Source organism: Shewanella corallii (assembly GCF_023349125.1).
GTDB classification, from domain to species: Bacteria; Pseudomonadota; Gammaproteobacteria; order Enterobacterales; family Shewanellaceae; genus Shewanella; species Shewanella corallii.
The window spans coordinates 588,218-602,739 of the sequence record NZ_JAKIKT010000001.1; the positions used below are offsets into that span (position 1 = coordinate 588,218).

At 52.1% G+C, this 14,522-nt stretch carries 16 protein-coding genes; all 16 read left to right on the forward strand.

Annotation, left to right across the window (positions count from 1 at the left end):
* Window positions 1-181 precede the first annotated feature (181 nt).
* The 16 genes from aqpZ to L2725_RS02605 all read left to right on the forward strand — a co-directional run bounded on the left by aqpZ (window position 182) and on the right by L2725_RS02605 (window position 14,519).
* Window positions 182-877, forward strand: a complete 696-nt coding sequence (gene aqpZ / locus L2725_RS02530; protein WP_249247483.1) for an aquaporin Z — start codon at window positions 182-184, stop codon at window positions 875-877.
* Window positions 867-1,283: a DUF1801 domain-containing protein gene (locus tag L2725_RS02535; protein WP_249247484.1), complete on the forward strand. Its 417-nt coding sequence runs from the start codon at window positions 867-869 to the stop codon at window positions 1,281-1,283. Before aqpZ ends, L2725_RS02535 begins: the two co-directional genes overlap by 11 nt.
* A 273-nt stretch (window positions 1,284-1,556) precedes the next feature.
* Entirely contained in the window at window positions 1,557-2,198 is a 642-nt protein-coding gene (locus tag L2725_RS02540) for a porin family protein (RefSeq protein ID WP_249247486.1), read from the forward strand.
* A 43-nt stretch (window positions 2,199-2,241) separates the two neighbouring features.
* The gene (locus L2725_RS02545; protein ID WP_249247487.1) at window positions 2,242-3,204 is read left to right on the forward strand and encodes a D-2-hydroxyacid dehydrogenase; all 963 of its coding nucleotides are present in this window, start codon (window positions 2,242-2,244) and stop codon (window positions 3,202-3,204) included.
* Window positions 3,205-3,239: 35 nt separating this feature from the next.
* On the forward strand, window positions 3,240-3,623 hold the full coding sequence (locus L2725_RS02550; protein ID WP_249247489.1) for an MAPEG family protein: 384 nt from the start codon (window positions 3,240-3,242) through the stop codon (window positions 3,621-3,623).
* Window positions 3,624-3,954: 331 nt separating this feature from the next.
* Complete coding sequence (locus tag L2725_RS02555) at window positions 3,955-5,217, forward strand: efflux RND transporter periplasmic adaptor subunit (protein WP_249247490.1); 1,263 nt, start codon at window positions 3,955-3,957, stop codon at window positions 5,215-5,217.
* Window positions 5,218-5,232: 15 nt separating this feature from the next.
* Window positions 5,233-5,391: a hypothetical protein gene (locus tag L2725_RS02560; RefSeq protein WP_249247492.1), complete on the forward strand. Its 159-nt coding sequence runs from the start codon at window positions 5,233-5,235 to the stop codon at window positions 5,389-5,391.
* A gap of 54 nt (window positions 5,392-5,445) precedes the next feature.
* Window positions 5,446-6,153: an ABC transporter ATP-binding protein gene (locus L2725_RS02565; RefSeq protein ID WP_249247493.1), complete on the forward strand. Its 708-nt coding sequence runs from the start codon at window positions 5,446-5,448 to the stop codon at window positions 6,151-6,153.
* A 10-nt stretch (window positions 6,154-6,163) separates the two neighbouring features.
* Complete coding sequence (locus L2725_RS02570) at window positions 6,164-7,471, forward strand: ABC transporter permease (RefSeq protein ID WP_249247494.1); 1,308 nt, start codon at window positions 6,164-6,166, stop codon at window positions 7,469-7,471.
* A gap of 10 nt (window positions 7,472-7,481) precedes the next feature.
* Window positions 7,482-8,690 carry an FtsX-like permease family protein gene (locus L2725_RS02575; RefSeq protein ID WP_249247495.1) on the forward strand — a complete coding sequence of 403 codons (1,209 nt, stop codon included), beginning with the start codon at window positions 7,482-7,484 and terminating at the stop codon, window positions 8,688-8,690.
* Between the two features lie 57 nt (window positions 8,691-8,747).
* On the forward strand, window positions 8,748-10,109 hold the full coding sequence (locus L2725_RS02580) for a sigma-54-dependent transcriptional regulator (protein ID WP_249247496.1): 1,362 nt from the start codon (window positions 8,748-8,750) through the stop codon (window positions 10,107-10,109).
* A gap of 28 nt (window positions 10,110-10,137) precedes the next feature.
* On the forward strand, window positions 10,138-11,478 hold the full coding sequence (locus tag L2725_RS02585; protein WP_249247497.1) for a sensor histidine kinase: 1,341 nt from the start codon (window positions 10,138-10,140) through the stop codon (window positions 11,476-11,478).
* A gap of 92 nt (window positions 11,479-11,570) precedes the next feature.
* Window positions 11,571-12,728 (forward strand): beta-aspartyl-peptidase, encoded by a 1,158-nt coding sequence (iadA, locus tag L2725_RS02590; protein WP_249247498.1) that lies wholly within the window; start codon window positions 11,571-11,573, stop codon window positions 12,726-12,728.
* Window positions 12,729-12,897: 169 nt separating this feature from the next.
* The gene (locus tag L2725_RS02595) at window positions 12,898-13,287 is read left to right on the forward strand and encodes a curli production assembly/transport protein CsgE (protein WP_249247500.1); all 390 of its coding nucleotides are present in this window, start codon (window positions 12,898-12,900) and stop codon (window positions 13,285-13,287) included.
* A gap of 39 nt (window positions 13,288-13,326) precedes the next feature.
* Entirely contained in the window at window positions 13,327-13,740 is a 414-nt protein-coding gene (locus L2725_RS02600) for a curli assembly protein CsgF (RefSeq protein ID WP_115135493.1), read from the forward strand.
* Window positions 13,741-13,742: 2 nt separating this feature from the next.
* On the forward strand, window positions 13,743-14,519 hold the full coding sequence (locus L2725_RS02605; protein WP_249247501.1) for a CsgG/HfaB family protein: 777 nt from the start codon (window positions 13,743-13,745) through the stop codon (window positions 14,517-14,519).
* Window positions 14,520-14,522 lie beyond the last annotated feature (3 nt).

Genomic DNA, 14,522 nt, shown 5'->3' on the forward strand with positions numbered 1-14,522 from the left:
CAATGGCTTTGGCAATCCTGTATGTCAGTGCTTGCCAACCCGCTCCGGCTTGCAGTACTGATTTTTTACTTGGCAGACGGTTAAATTCCGCTAACTTGGGAAAGCAACTTGACCGCAGTGGTTCCCGGCAAGGGTCATCCGGTTTGGCTTAGCCGACCGGCCTGAAAACCAAGGAGCAATTATGATTAAAATATTAAGTGCAGAATTTATTGGTACCTTTTGGTTGGTACTGGGAGGGTGTGGCAGCGCAGTATTGGCCGCCGGTTTTCCCGAGATGGGGATTGGCTTTCTGGGCGTTGCCCTGGCCTTTGGTTTAACCGTAGTCACCATGGCTTATGCCATTGGCCATATCAGCGGCTGCCATTTAAACCCCGCGATCACTCTGGGCCTCTGGGTCGGTGGAAGATTCGAAGCAACTAAAGTGATCCCCTATATGATTGCTCAGGTGTTGGGGGCGATTGTCGCTGCTGCAGTCCTCTACCTTATTGCCAGCGGTAAAGCTGGATATTCCCTGGCCAATGGTCTGGCTGCCAACGGCTATGATCTGCATTCACCGGGTGGCTATGACCTCACATCCGCGCTGCTGACCGAAATCGTGATGACCTTTATGTTCCTGATCGTGGTGCTGGGAGCCACCCATAGAGCTGCAACGCCCGCCATGGCAGGGCTGGCTATCGGTTTATGCCTGACCTTGATCCACCTTATCAGTATTCCCGTGACCAATACTTCCGTTAACCCGGCTCGAAGCACCGGACCTGCTTTGCTGCAGGGGGGCTGGGCGCTGGAGCAGTTATGGTTGTTCTGGCTGGCTCCCTTTATTGGCGCTCTGCTGGCTGGGTTGGCGTATCGCTGGCTGGCTCCTGACAATGAAAGCTGAGTTATCACCTGAAATTGCTGAGCGGATAAAGGAATATCCGCCGGCAGCCAGAGACAGACTTAAGTTTCTGCTGGTGAGGATAACAGCTACTGCTTTAGCGCTGGGCAAGGAGTCGGTAACCCAGGCGCTGAAGTGGGGAGAGCCAAGCTTTGTCGTCTCTGGTGGCACGCCGGTTCGATTTGGCTGGAACCCCAGTTTTCCCGACAGTGTATTTCTTTATGTTCATTGCAGTTCCCGCATTATTGATACCCTCAGAGAAGTGACTCCCGGGCTGACAACCCTGCATGGCAACAGAGCGATAGAGCTGCCGATAAATCTTCCCTGGCCTGAATCTGATATAGATACTTTCCTGACTCTGGCGCTGGATTATCACCAAAGAAAGCATTTGCCTCTTCTGGGCTTATGATTGCCCCATTGGCCCTTGAGCTTGACCTGCCTGGTGAGCTTTGGGAGCATGCAGTAACTGCTTGTTGCCGGACCTAAAATGAAAACCCTGCTGAGATTTTTATTTGCCATTGTCGGCGCCTTGCTGGTGTCAGTGCTGGTGCTGTTTGTGATCGCCTGGCTAATCGACACTGCCATGGTTAAGCCTGGTTAAGATCTATCTTCAAGAGCCTGTTGCGCGCCTTTTAAGTGCGCGGTATAAAAGTTGAGCCTATTTCACAAGGAGTTGCAGTTTATGCCAGTGAAACACCCCGGAATTTTCTCTCTTTCCCTGCCAGCATTGATTTTGGGATTGGCTATGCCAGCTCAGGTCCTGGCTCAGGATTTCTTTATCACCCCTGTGGGCGGTTATAGCTTTGGCTCCACGGAGCTGGATTTTGCCCAGAATGAAGGCGACCTGGAAGATAAGTTTTCTATCTCGGAAGATGCCAATTATGGCCTGATGTTGGGGGTAACGACCAATGACCCGGGCGATGTATACCTGCTTTATTCCCACCAAAGTGCAACCCTGAACAGTGGCGGGGTATTTGCCGGTGAGCGGATTGCCGATCTTGCCGTAGATTACCTGCATCTTGGCGGTACACTCTACTTCCCCAATGGCAATTGGGAGCCCTATGTGACGGCCACAGCAGGCTTGACTCAACTTCGCCCCGATGGTGGCCTGGATAGTGAGACCCGCTTTTCCATGGGGCTGGGGCTGGGAACCCAATATCGAATCACCGAGCATCTGGCTTTAATGGCTGAAGTAAGAGGCTTCGCCACCTTTATGGATACAGATAACGAGATTTTCTGTGGTGACCAGGGGTGCGTCTGGAAACTGCAGGCCAGTACCCTGGTACAGGGCCAGGCCAATATCGGTATTCAGTTTAAGTTTTAATACCTTCAGTGATCACTGAATGGTGATACAGGCAAGAAATAAGATGTTCAAGAAACTTGTCGTCCTTGACGGCTATACCCTTAATCCCGGCGATCTTGATTGGTCGCTGGTGAGCCATCTGGCGGAGCAATTCGTTGAATATGACAGAACCCCTGACAGTGAGATTCTGGGCCGCGCTCAGGGAGCTGACATCCTGCTTACCAACAAGACGTCGCTGAATGCCGACACCTTGTCGCAATTACCGGGGCTTAAGTACATAGGGGTATTGGCGACCGGAACCAATGTAGTAGATACCCAGGCCGCCGCAAAGCTGGGCATAGTCGTCACCAATGTGCCTGGCTATGGACCGGACGCGGTGGCGCAAATGGTGTTTGCCCATATCCTGCACCATTGCCAGCAGGTCTCAGACCATGACTTGGCGATTCGTGATGGTCAGTGGCAGGAGAGAGGAGACTTCTGTTTTACCCTGTCGCCGCTGATGTCGCTTAAGGGAAAAACACTTGGGCTGGTGGGTTTTGGTGATATTGGTCGTCAGGTGGCCAGAATTGCGGCCGCTTTTGATATGAAGCTGCTCATCCATACCCGCACAGAGCCAGATTTGAATGGCGTTGGCAATGCCACCTGGGTCGGTCTACAGGAAATTTTATGTAAGTCCGATATTCTGTCCTTGCATTGCCCTTTGACTGAGCAAACTCAGGGGATGATTAACCGGGAGTCTCTGGCGCTGATGAAGCCTGGCGCTCTGCTGATAAACACCGCCAGGGGCGGACTGGTAGATGAGCAGGCACTGGCTGACGCCCTGAATAACGGCAAGGTGTGTGCAGGGCTGGATGTGCTCAGCAGTGAACCGCCGCCACCAGATAACCCCCTGCTAAAGGCTGCCAATGTGTCGCTGACACCACATAACGCCTGGGCAACCCGGGAGGCAAGGCAAAACCTGTTGAATATCGCACTCAACAATCTGATCGGTTTTAGTGATGGTCAGAGTATTAACCGGGTAACTTAACAATTAATACTACTAACTAAATATAAGGAATTTTCATGACCATACTGCTGACCTGTTTACTGATTGCCATGCTGTTACCTTACCTGTCGAAGTTGCCGGTGGGGTTTGCCATGGCGAAGGCCGGTGGTTATGACAATGAGCACCCCAGAGCCCAGCAGGCCAGACTGGAAGGGATGGGAGCACGTGCTGTGGCAGCCCATCAGAACGCCTTTGAGTCTCTGCTGATATTTGGTCTGGGTGTGGTGGCTGTAATGGCGACAGACTCAGTAAACGACACAGCAGAAACCGCTGCAATAGTGCATGTGGTGGCCCGCATTGCCTACCATATTTTTTACCTCAGCAATCATGACAAATTGCGCTCTACTGCTTGGTTTGCCGGCATTATTCCCAGTTTTGTGATTCTGGCTCAGGCATTCTGAGTTAATACTGTTTATCTCTAAAAGCCCGCTGATTGCGGGCTCTTTACTTTCTTTCCCCCGCTTTATCTTACCACTGGTCTGTTTGAGTCAGTCTCTGCCTGAAGGAGACACAGCTTCGTTTTTCACGCTTCGAATCATCATGTTACCAGTGGGTGTCCGGGCTGTCCGGTGGCGGACACTAATGCAATAAGCGGACACTTTCTGGGTGTCCGCGGACACTTAAGTAACTCTTGTTTGTTGTTAAAATTTTGAAATTAATGAATTAAATTTATTGGCACGCTTATTGATAACTCAAGTGTAGATAAGGATTTTGCGCATTGAGGGTATACAGATGATTCAGGACACAAGCGGACAGGACAAAGTTGTACAGCCATCCCGGCTGGCCAGCCTGAAATGGTGGTTGATACCTGCTGCAGCTGTCGCTGTATTGGCTCTGTTGGGGTGGCGTTTCGTCACAGGTTCCGAGGCCAGCCATTCGGTGCCCAGAGCCGATTTGGTGATGGATACCCTGACCCGCGGCACTCTGGTTCGGGATGTTGTGACCAGAGGAAAAATCGTGGCGGCCAATGCGCCGGTACTGTACAGCACCGAAGAGGGCACTGTGAGCTTGTTGGCTAATCCGGGCGACAAGGTTGTTAAAGATGACATAGTTGCCCGCCTGCACAGTCCGAGCCTGACGAATGAGCTGAAGCAGCAACAAGCGGTACTGGATGCCATGAGTGGTGAAATGGAACGTGCCAAACTGGATGCCAGACGTCAGTTGCTGACCGCCAATCAGGCGCTGGATATGGCCAGGGTTGAGTTGGAGGCTGCTGACAGAGAAAGCCGCAGGGGCGACCTGCTGATAGACAGTAATCTGATTTCCCGTATCGACTTTGAGAAAGGCAAGGATGACCTGAAGAAAGCCAAACTCCTCTATGCCCATGCGGGTCAGGAGGTTGCCCTGATGCAGGATACTCAGGCCTTTGAACTCAAGAACAAGCAACTGGACGTTGACCGCCAGCAATTGGTGGTGGATGACCTGCATCGCCAGGTGGAAGCTCTGGCTATTCGGGCTCCGGTAGACGGCATCATAGGTAATTGGCTGACTGAGCAGCAAGCCAGAATCGGCCGCGCACAGCCTATATTGACCGTGGTCGACCTCAGCGCCTTTGAGGCTGAGCTGGCGGTGTCAGAAACCTATGCCGATGAGCTGGGCCTGGGAATGGAAGTGGAGCTGAATTTCGGCGATATCACACTCTATGGCGACCTCTCTTCAATCTCACCCGAAGTGCGTAACCGCGAAGTGACGGCCCGGGTGCGTTTCGACCATCAGGACGCGATCAAACTGCGTCAGAACCAACGTTTGTCAGCCCGCATTCTGCTGGAACACAGAGCCAATGTATTGATGGTACGCCGCGGTGCCTTTGTCACCGAAGGTGGTGGCCTTGAGGCGTATCTGATGGAAGGCGACACGGCCAGTCGGGTGGACGTAAAACTGGGTGCCCGCAGCATGAGTCATATCGAAGTTCTGGAAGGTGGCCGGGAAGGAGACCTCTGGGTGATCTCCGGTGTGGACAGGTTCAACAACGCCGAACAAATCCGGGTGTACTGAGTGAGGAAGCAAATCATGAACAAACTTAAGTGTCCCGAGCAAGTTATCGCCCTGTTGGCGCTGGCATTGTTGGCGCTGGCAGTGGAGCTGAGCTTTGGCGACAGTATTGGCTGGAGCCGTTGGAAGCGGTTGCTCAGGTTTCCTGGAATCCGTTGGACTGGAACGTCAGCCTGACTAATTTACAGCTCTGTATTGATTGAGCCGCAGTATCAAATAAGGAATTTAACCATGTTATCCATGAAGAAAATCAACAAAGTATTTAAGACTGATCTGGTGGAAACCCATGCGCTGCGGGACTTTGATTTGCAGGTGGAAGAGGGGGAATTTGTGGCGGTAACCGGACCTTCCGGTTCAGGCAAAACCACCTTTCTGAATATCGCTGGTCTGTTGGAGGGCTTCACCCAGGGCGAGTACACCCTGGATGGCGTGAATGTTTCCCGGCTCAACGACAATCAGGCCGCCAGAATTCGCAATGAAAAAATTGGCTTTATCTTTCAGGGCTTTAATCTGATCCCGGATCTGAACCTAGCTGAGAATGTAGAAGTGCCATTGCGCTATCGTGGCTTTAACAGTGCTGAGCGTAAGCGCAGGGTAGAGCAGGCATTGGAGCAGGTCGGCCTGGGGGCGCGAATGAAGCATCTGCCATCGCAACTCTCCGGTGGTCAACAGCAAAGGGTTGCTATTGCCAGAGCGCTGGCCGGCGAGCCGAGATTTCTGCTGGCCGATGAACCAACAGGGAACCTGGACTCCCTGATGGCCCGTCAGGTGATGGAGCTGCTTGAAGAGATTAACCGCAACGGGACCACCATCATCATGGTGACCCACGACCCTGAGTTGGCTCGTCGGGCACAGCGTAATATTCAGATAGTCGATGGTCAGGTGTGTGACTTTACCCTGTATCAGGGTGGTGATGAGCCTCAGGCTGCCAGAGCATAAGGAGAGCGGCATGTTAACCCACTATATGGATTTGGGCTGGCGCTCAATTCGCAAAACCCCGGTACTGTCAGCCCTGATGGTCATGGCTATCTCAATCGGAATTGGCATCACCCTGATATCGCTCAACGTGTTTCAGTTGATGTCCCATAACCCTGCCGGTGAGCGCAGCAGTGTGTTGCATATGACTCAACTATGGAGTCAGGGGCCGGATAGCTGGGAAGAGTACTCTGCCAATCTGACCTATCAGGACACCATGAACCTGAGACAGAGTGACATTCCTGTGCGTTCTGTAGCTTCGTTTCGCTCTGGTGGCGCAATTCATGCTGAGGGCAGTGATGCAGAGCCGGAGATGCGCAGTATTCGGGTTACCGACAGTGAGTTCTTTGCCATGTTCTCAGTACCATTCCTGTATGGCGGCAGTTGGGACAAGTCGGTCGACATGGAAGCTGCACATGTTGTGGTGATCAACGAAGATCTGAATCGCACCTTCCTTGGGGGCGGTAATAATGTTGGCAAAATCATTTATCTGGATGTGACGCCCTACCAGATTGTCGGCATTATCGACCACTGGATGCCAAGGCCCAAATATTATGATGTTACCAACGGTTCCATGAATTTTGCCGAGAGTATTTACGTCCCATTTTCGCTTACTCCCCACGAGGAGTTCCCGGTGTGGGGCAATACCAGTGGCTGGCAGTTTGAACCCCTGATCACCTACAACGATCGCTTGTTGTCAGAAAAAACCTGGATTCAGTTTTGGGCCGAGTTGCCGGATGAGGACGCCCAAATGCAGTTTTCACAGTGGCTGACCTCCTATGTAGAGCAGCAGCAGGCACTGGGACGCTTCACTGACAATACCCGCACCAGTTGGATGCGCCTTCTGGATGTAGCTGAATACCTTACAGACAGTGAAGTGGTACCCGAAGACAACCGGATTATGATCGGTTTGAGTGCGCTGTTTCTGGCGGTATGTCTGGTCAATATTCTGGGGCTGCTGTTGACCAAGTTTCTTAAGCGGGCACCGGAAGTTGGAGTGCGCCGGGCAATAGGAGCCAGCCGCCGACAGATATTTCTGCAACACATGGTTGAGGTGAGTTTAATTGGCCTGCTGGGGGGCGTCATCGGCTTGGTCTGGGCCTGGTTTGGTCTGACGACTCTGGCTGATCACCTGGGGATGGAAGAGGCGCTTGGCAGGCTGGACCCCAGTATGTGGATCATGACACCCAGTATCGCATTGGGCGCCGCCATGTTGGCGGGTATGTATCCTGCCTGGGTGATATGCCGTACCCAACCCAGCGTGTACCTCAAAAGTCAGTAAGGAGACTGCTATGTTTACCATTAAACCCGTCCTCAGCAGTTTAATGCGAAGCCGTACCGGACCATTGCTCTTGCTGCTGCAAATCGTGCTGTCTGTTGCCATCGTGGCCAATGCCGGATTTATTATTCAGGAGAGGCTGGCGCTGATGCAAAGAAGCTCTGGGATAGCAGAGCAGAGCGTGCTGTCATTTTCTCTGTATAACTTTGGTGAGAAAGTTAACCTGCCTCAGCAGCTTAAACGGGATCTGGAGATTCTCAGAAATATCCCCGGCATTAAGGCGGCCACATCAACTAATATGCTCCCCCTGTCTGGCAGCGGCTGGTCTGACCGATTTATTGATGGCCCTGACCCGGAAACTGCCAAATCAACGCCGGGATTTGCATGGTATCTGGGGGGGGAACAGATGGTCGACACCCTGGGTGTCAATGTCATCGAAGGTCGAAATTTTCGTGCTGATGAGTTGAATCACAGTATTACTGACAGTGGCATGAAAGCCCTGATGAGCGCGCCTTTGGCCAAAGAAGTCTTTGGTGAAGAGTCGGCCGTTGGCCAGATTATGTATCAGGGCAGCGATAATCAGATTGAGATTATTGGTGTTGTAGAAGTCCTGCAGGGGGCCTGGGTTGACAGTGATCAGTTTGATTACAGCGTGATTCAGAATATTGAACTGAATGAAAACCGCAGTAACCAATTTATGGTCAGGGCCGATCGCAGAGATGTTCCGGCGCTGGAGGAGACCATCAAGCAGGCTCTGAGAGCGGAGAACCCGGACCGGGTGATTCGTAACTTCAATACGCTCAGAGAATTGAAAGATATGAGCTATGCCTTCCATGCGGTGATGGCTGGTATGTTGTCGATAATGATCATTTTGTTGTTGGTGATTACGTCACTGGGATTGTCAGGCATGGTGATGTTCAATATTCAACGTCGTACCAAGCAGATTGGCACCCGCAGAGCCCTGGGGGCACGCAAGCGGGATATCGTGGGCATGTTTCTGGTGGAAAACTGGCTAATCTGTTTCAGTGGAGGCTTGCTGGGAGGTTTGCTGGCAATGGAACTTGGCAGTCAATTGATGACCCTGTTCAGCTTGCCTATGATGGGCTGGCAATGGCCTGCAATGACGGTCGCGGGACTATTGGTGATTACTACGGTTGCCGTGTTGTTGCCAGCGCGGAAAGCGGCATTGATTTCCCCGGCTATTGCCACCCGTACTGTCTAGATGATGTTGCCAACTTGTTGTATCTTAGGGCTTTAAATTCAAGGAGTGGATGAGGCTGTGACGGAAACCATACTGGTAGTAGATGATAATCAGGCGGTTTGTCAGGCGCTGGCTCTGACGCTGGAGCTTCAGGGCTACCAGGCAGTTACCTGCCTGGGGCCGGATGAAGCCCTTGAGGTGCTCTCCTCCCGGGAGGTTGATCTGGTGATTCAGGATATGAATTTCACCCAGGACACCACCTCGGGAGGGGAGGGGCGACAGCTGTTCTATGATATCCGCACCTGTCACCCCAATATGCCGCTGATTTTGATGACGGCGTGGACTGATTTGAATACTGCAGTTGAGCTGGTAAAGACCGGGCATGCCGATTATATGGGTAAGCCCTGGGATGATACCAAGCTGCTGACCAGTGTCGCTAACTTGCTAAATCTACATCGTTTATCCCGCGAGAACTCCACTCTGGTAAGACAACAAACGCAGCGTCAGCAGGGAATTCGGGATGCAGATTTGTGCGGCCTGATATTTGCCTCCGGCGCCATGGAGCGCTGTGTCGATTTGGCAGTGCAGGTGGCAGCATCTGACGTGCCTGTGTTAATTACCGGTCCCAATGGGGCCGGTAAAGACAGGTTGGCGGATATTATCCACGCCAACTCTGTGCTTAAAGATAAGCCCCTGATAAAAGTCAATGTAGGGGCGCTGCCGGTAGATCTCCTTGAGGCAGAACTGTTTGGTGCTGAAGCCGGCGCTTTTACCGGCGCTACCAAGGCCAGAATAGGGCGTTTTGAGGCGGCTGATGGTGGCACTCTGTTTCTGGATGAGATCGGTAATTTGCCCTTGTCGGGGCAGATAAAGCTGCTCAGGGTACTGCAAACCGGCGAGTTTGAGCGCCTTGGCAGTCACCAGACCCGAAAAGTGAAGGTGAGGGTGATCAGTGCTACCAATGCCAACCTGACTGAAGATATTGCCGAAGGCCGATTCCGGGAAGATCTATTTTATCGACTCAATGTGATTGAACTTGTTCTGCCACCACTGGCTGAGCGACAGGATGATATTCCGGCGCTGGTCAGCTATTTTATCGGCCCGGATTTCAGTATCAGCCCCAACGCCAGGGCCGCACTGTTGGCGCACGCCTGGCCGGGTAATGTGCGAGAGTTGGAAAATGCCTGTAAGCGTGCGGTGCTGTTGGCAAAGTCTGCCAGACTGGAGGCGCAGGACTTTGGGTTGACGGGGCAAGTTATGGAGGCTGGGCAGACTAATGCACCAACGGCTTCCTCTCACCCTGCTAAAAAGATCTCACGCGCTGATATTGAAGATGCTCTGGCGGCTCACAATGGGGTGGTGGCTCATGTTGCCAAATCTTTGGGGCTAAGCAGGCAGGCGCTTTACCGTCGAATGGATAAGCTGGGGATTGCCCGCTGATGAAGCAAAGGCTTTTTGGGGGACAGGAATGACACTGGCTTTGCGACTCACCGGGGTATGTGTTGCCTGCTCTTTGTTGGGGACTGCTCTGGGTATCTGGATGTGGCAATGGCTGGACGCCGGGGCGATATTGGCGGCATTGGTTATCGCCTGTGTGGTTGCAGGGCTGGCCGCAAGATTACTGACCCGTCAGCTGTATACCAGCCTGGCTAGCCTGGAAACAGGGCTGTTAAATTTTAAAGATAATGACTTCAGCGTGCGTGTCCCCGAAACCGGAACTGGCCAGCTACGTAATCTTTCCATCCTGTTCAATGAAGCCGCGGCCAGGCTGAGGCAGGAGCGTCAGTATATCTACCAGCGGGAGTTGTTGCTGGACAAGGTGATCCACAGTTCCCCCAACGTGATGCTGCTGTTGGATGACAACAACAGGGTGATCTACTCCAATGACGCTGCCCGTCATCTGTTGAACCAGGGCCAGATGATTAATGGTTTGATGTTGTCTGAGCTTGAAGTACGCCTGCCGGCTGAGTTTCATAACGCTCTGCAGTCAGGCACTGATGGTTTGTTTTCTGTTGGCGATGGGGAAGTACAGACCTGGCATCTGAGCCGTGGACGCTTTCAGCTTAATGGTCAGCGTCATCACCTGTTGTTGCTCAAGCAGATGACCCGGGAATTGAGTCGTCAGGAGGTCAGTGTCTGGAAGAAAATCATTCGTGTGATTGGCCATGAGCTGAATAATTCCCTGGCGCCCATCAGTTCTATGGTGAATTCGGGCAAACTCATCTGCCGTGACTATCATGAACCCAAGCTGGACCTTATCTTCAACACAATTGAGGACAGAACAGCCCACCTGAGCCAGTTTATTTTCAACTATACCCGCTTTGCCAAAATGCCTCTGCCGAGCCAGGAAACGGTAGAGTGGAGCCCATTTCTGGCGCAGCTTGCTGCTCAATACAGTTTCAAACTGGAGGGAGCTTTACCCGAATATCCTGGGTGGTTTGACCGTATTCAGTTGGAGCAGGTGCTGCTGAACCTGCTGAAAAATGCTCACGAATCAGGCTCTGCCAATGATGACATCTGTATGTTGCTGGAGTCTGAACACAGAGAGAGCAAATCCGGTGTGCGTATCAGTGTCAGCGACAGGGGCTCAGGGATGAGTGCCGATGTACTGCGACAGGCCCTGTTGCCTTTCTACTCTACCAAACGCTCCGGCTCCGGTATTGGCTTGTCTCTTTGCCGTGAAATCGTCGAAGCCCACGACGGTCAGATAAGTCTGCACAACCGGGACGGTGGCGGACTGAGCGTGAACATCTGGCTGCCAGCAGAGATGGCGGCTTCACAACAACAGGACAAGCGTCACACTCAATAAGCCCCTTGCTTGTCGCTTTTATTGGCTTTCGCTAATGTTGGGCTCAAATTAGCCCTCAGCCGCATTGCGGTGACTTAAAACGGAAGCTCTCCATGATTACCCTTATCCGTAACGTTGACCTTTATTCCCCTGAGCCCATGGGACGTCAGGACTTGCTGTTTGCCGCAGGCAAGGTATTGGCAATAGGTAAAAACCTTAATATTCAGGGTGAGCAGGTGGAGGTCCTTGATGGCTCAGATATGATCTTGATCCCCGGACTGGTGGATCCACTGGTCCATATTACAGGTGGTGGCGGAGAGGGCGGCTTTCACACGCGGACGCCAGCGATGGAGTTTACCGAAGCCAGCATATATGGGGTGACAACTCTGGTTGGCTGTCTGGGCACCGATTCTGTCAGCCGTACACTGGAAGATCTGTTGGCCAAGGCTAAGGGGCTGAAAAACGAAGGCTTGAATGTTTACTGTTACACAGGCTCCTACGCCTTTCCGGTGAAAACCCTGACCGGGGATATCGAGCGTGACCTGATGCTGGTGGATGAGGTGATCGGTGTCGGTGAGATAGCCATTGCCGATCACAGAGGTTCGCAACTGTCTGCCAGCGAGTTGGCCAGAGTGGCTGCCCAGTGCCGTGTAGGAGGTATGTTGTCGGGCAAGGCCGGGATTGTATTTGTGCATGTGGGCGATGGCAAAACCGGGCTTAACATCCTGCATGAGGTGGCGGAGCTGTCAGATATACCTCTGACTCAGTTTTATCCGACCCATATCAACCGCAGCCAAAAGGTGCTTGATGAAGGTATCACCTTTGCCAAAGCTGGCGGCATGATTGATTTTACGACGTCTACCAATGAGTCCTGTCTTGCCAGTGGTGAAGTGCCTGTTGTGGATGCTATTCGTCAGGCGATTGAGGCCGGAGTCTCTGCTGACAATATCAGTCTCAGCTCTGATGGTAATGCCAGCCTGCCTGTATTCAATGACAAAGGAGAGTTGGTCTCACTGGAAGTGGGACGGGTAGGCAGTCTGTTTGAAGCGCTGACGGATTGTCTTAAGGCCAAAATGTCACTGGGTGATGTCTTGCCCATGTTTACCCGCAATGCCGCCAGGACGATGAAACTTAAGGGAAAAGGCGTGATTGAGGTTAACAGTGATGCCGATATGGTGTTGTTGAATAAAGAGTTTGTCATTCAATCTGTTTGGAGTCGTGGTCGCCAGCTGGTCGCTGAAGGACAGCCTATCGTCAGGGGCACTTTTTAAGCTCATTAATCTTACCCCAAAGTAGTATATGAAATAGCCCGACCTACCCAGTCGGGCTATTTTGTTTCTGTTCTGGTGCTTTGCTGAGTCGGTATTGCTAGATTAAAACTTCGTTCGTATCGGATTTCGTGGTCAATTGTCACGGAACTGGACTCTGGTTGGGTGAAAGATGTATGTCTGCAAAACTCTGATACTGGTAATTCTGCTGCTGATTGCTCCGGTTTCCCGGGCCAGTGACGACATAGAAATTAGTGGATTGGTAATTGACCGAACCCTGACACGGTTTGGTAAAGATTTTGCCTTTTATTATTCGGGCTACTGGCGGGATTTGACCTTTACTCAGGGAGCAAATGTGACCCTGACAGAGACAGTTTTCCCTCAAGCCGGAACCAAGTTGACCGTCGAGATCAACGGCACGCTTATCTATGTGACTCACTTTGGTCGACGCGCCTCTCCCGTTAAAGAGCGCGCTGAAGAAGCAGTACTGAGAACCGTGGATTATCTGGCTCATATTCAGGCCGAGGCATTGTCCGGTGAATTGGCGGCCGGGGGACAGTGATTTCCCCGCTGTATTGGGCCAAGGATTGGGAAAATAAAGATGATAAATAAAGCAAAGCTAACCGGGTGGCGGCCTGTGCTGGTGGGACTAAGCCTGGCTTTCTGCGCTTCCTCCGGGGCGACAGAACTGGTTTATACACCAATTAACCCTACCTTTGGTGGAAACCCACTTAATGGCACCTTCTTGCTGAATAAGGCCAATGCCCAAAATAAGCATACGGAAGCTGCTGATGACAAAGACTTTGAAACCCGATTTCGGGAGTCCCTTGAGCGTAACATTATCAATACCATCACCCGCAATGTCGCAGATGGCGAGTTGACTGAGGGCTATTACAACACTGGACAACATGAGATTCAGATAACCCCTACGGCTTCCGGTGTCACCATTACCATCACCAATATTGAAACCGGTGAGGTCACTGTGATTGAAGTTGATACACCAGGAGGGGGCTAACCATGAAGAAGTTGTTTATATCCGCCATCCTGTTGCTGTTGGGAGGATGTAGCCTTTTCCCTAAACCGGATGTGAATCTCACCGAGGCAGAGGTCAATCCGGTCAGTGACACTATGAAGTCTATCAAGGCTATGCCAATCCCCAGGAGTACGATTCCGGTAGCTGTGTACTCTTTCAGGGATCAAACCGGTCAGTACAAACCTCAGGCCAATGTGTCCTCCTTTTCTACTGCGGTCACTCAGGGTGCGACCTCTATGCTGGTGCAAACCTTGTTGGAGTCCGGCTGGTTCACTCCGGTGGAACGGGAAGGGCTGCAAAATCTGCTGACAGAGCGCAAGATTACCAACAAGAGTAAAGGCAAAGACGAACTGCCTGCGCTGACAGACGCCAGGCTTCTGATTGAAGGCGGGATTATCGCCTACGAAACTAATATCAACACTGGCGGCAGTGGCCTTGGCTACTATGGTATTTCTGCGTCTGAGCTGTTTCGCGAAGATCAGGTTACCATCTACTTGAGAGCCGTGGATGTATTTACCGGCAAAGTGATGATGTCTGTTTCCACCACCAAGCGGGTTTACTCTCAGGAGATGCGTGCCGGTTTGTTCCGCTATATCAGCTTTAAGGAGTTGGCAGAAGCCGAGGTGGGCTTTACCACTAATGAACCCGTGCAGTTTTGCGTGTTGTCAGCGATTGAGCTGGCGGTGTCTGAACTTATCCAGCAGGGGATATCCAAAGGGTTCTGGCGCCCAGATCAGGAACTGGTCAGAAACGGCAGCTGATGG

Bases quoted from the DNA above. Each gene is read 5' to 3' on its own strand.
- aqpZ (WP_249247483.1), top strand. From the start codon at position 182: ATGATTAAAATATTAAGTGCAGAATTTATTGGTACCTTTTGGTTGGTA.
- L2725_RS02535 (WP_249247484.1), top strand. From the start codon at position 867: ATGAAAGCTGAGTTATCACCTGAAATTGCTGAGCGGATAAAGGAATAT.
- L2725_RS02540 (WP_249247486.1), top strand. From the start codon at position 1,557: ATGCCAGTGAAACACCCCGGAATTTTCTCTCTTTCCCTGCCAGCATTG.
- L2725_RS02545 (WP_249247487.1), top strand. From the start codon at position 2,242: ATGTTCAAGAAACTTGTCGTCCTTGACGGCTATACCCTTAATCCCGGC.
- L2725_RS02550 (WP_249247489.1), top strand. From the start codon at position 3,240: ATGACCATACTGCTGACCTGTTTACTGATTGCCATGCTGTTACCTTAC.
- L2725_RS02555 (WP_249247490.1), top strand. From the start codon at position 3,955: ATGATTCAGGACACAAGCGGACAGGACAAAGTTGTACAGCCATCCCGG.
- L2725_RS02560 (WP_249247492.1), top strand. From the start codon at position 5,233: ATGAACAAACTTAAGTGTCCCGAGCAAGTTATCGCCCTGTTGGCGCTG.
- L2725_RS02565 (WP_249247493.1), top strand. From the start codon at position 5,446: ATGTTATCCATGAAGAAAATCAACAAAGTATTTAAGACTGATCTGGTG.
- L2725_RS02570 (WP_249247494.1), top strand. From the start codon at position 6,164: ATGTTAACCCACTATATGGATTTGGGCTGGCGCTCAATTCGCAAAACC.
- L2725_RS02575 (WP_249247495.1), top strand. From the start codon at position 7,482: ATGTTTACCATTAAACCCGTCCTCAGCAGTTTAATGCGAAGCCGTACC.
- L2725_RS02585 (WP_249247497.1), top strand. From the start codon at position 10,138: ATGACACTGGCTTTGCGACTCACCGGGGTATGTGTTGCCTGCTCTTTG.
- iadA (WP_249247498.1), top strand. From the start codon at position 11,571: ATGATTACCCTTATCCGTAACGTTGACCTTTATTCCCCTGAGCCCATG.
- L2725_RS02595 (WP_249247500.1), top strand. From the start codon at position 12,898: ATGTATGTCTGCAAAACTCTGATACTGGTAATTCTGCTGCTGATTGCT.
- L2725_RS02600 (WP_115135493.1), top strand. From the start codon at position 13,327: ATGATAAATAAAGCAAAGCTAACCGGGTGGCGGCCTGTGCTGGTGGGA.
- L2725_RS02605 (WP_249247501.1), top strand. From the start codon at position 13,743: ATGAAGAAGTTGTTTATATCCGCCATCCTGTTGCTGTTGGGAGGATGT.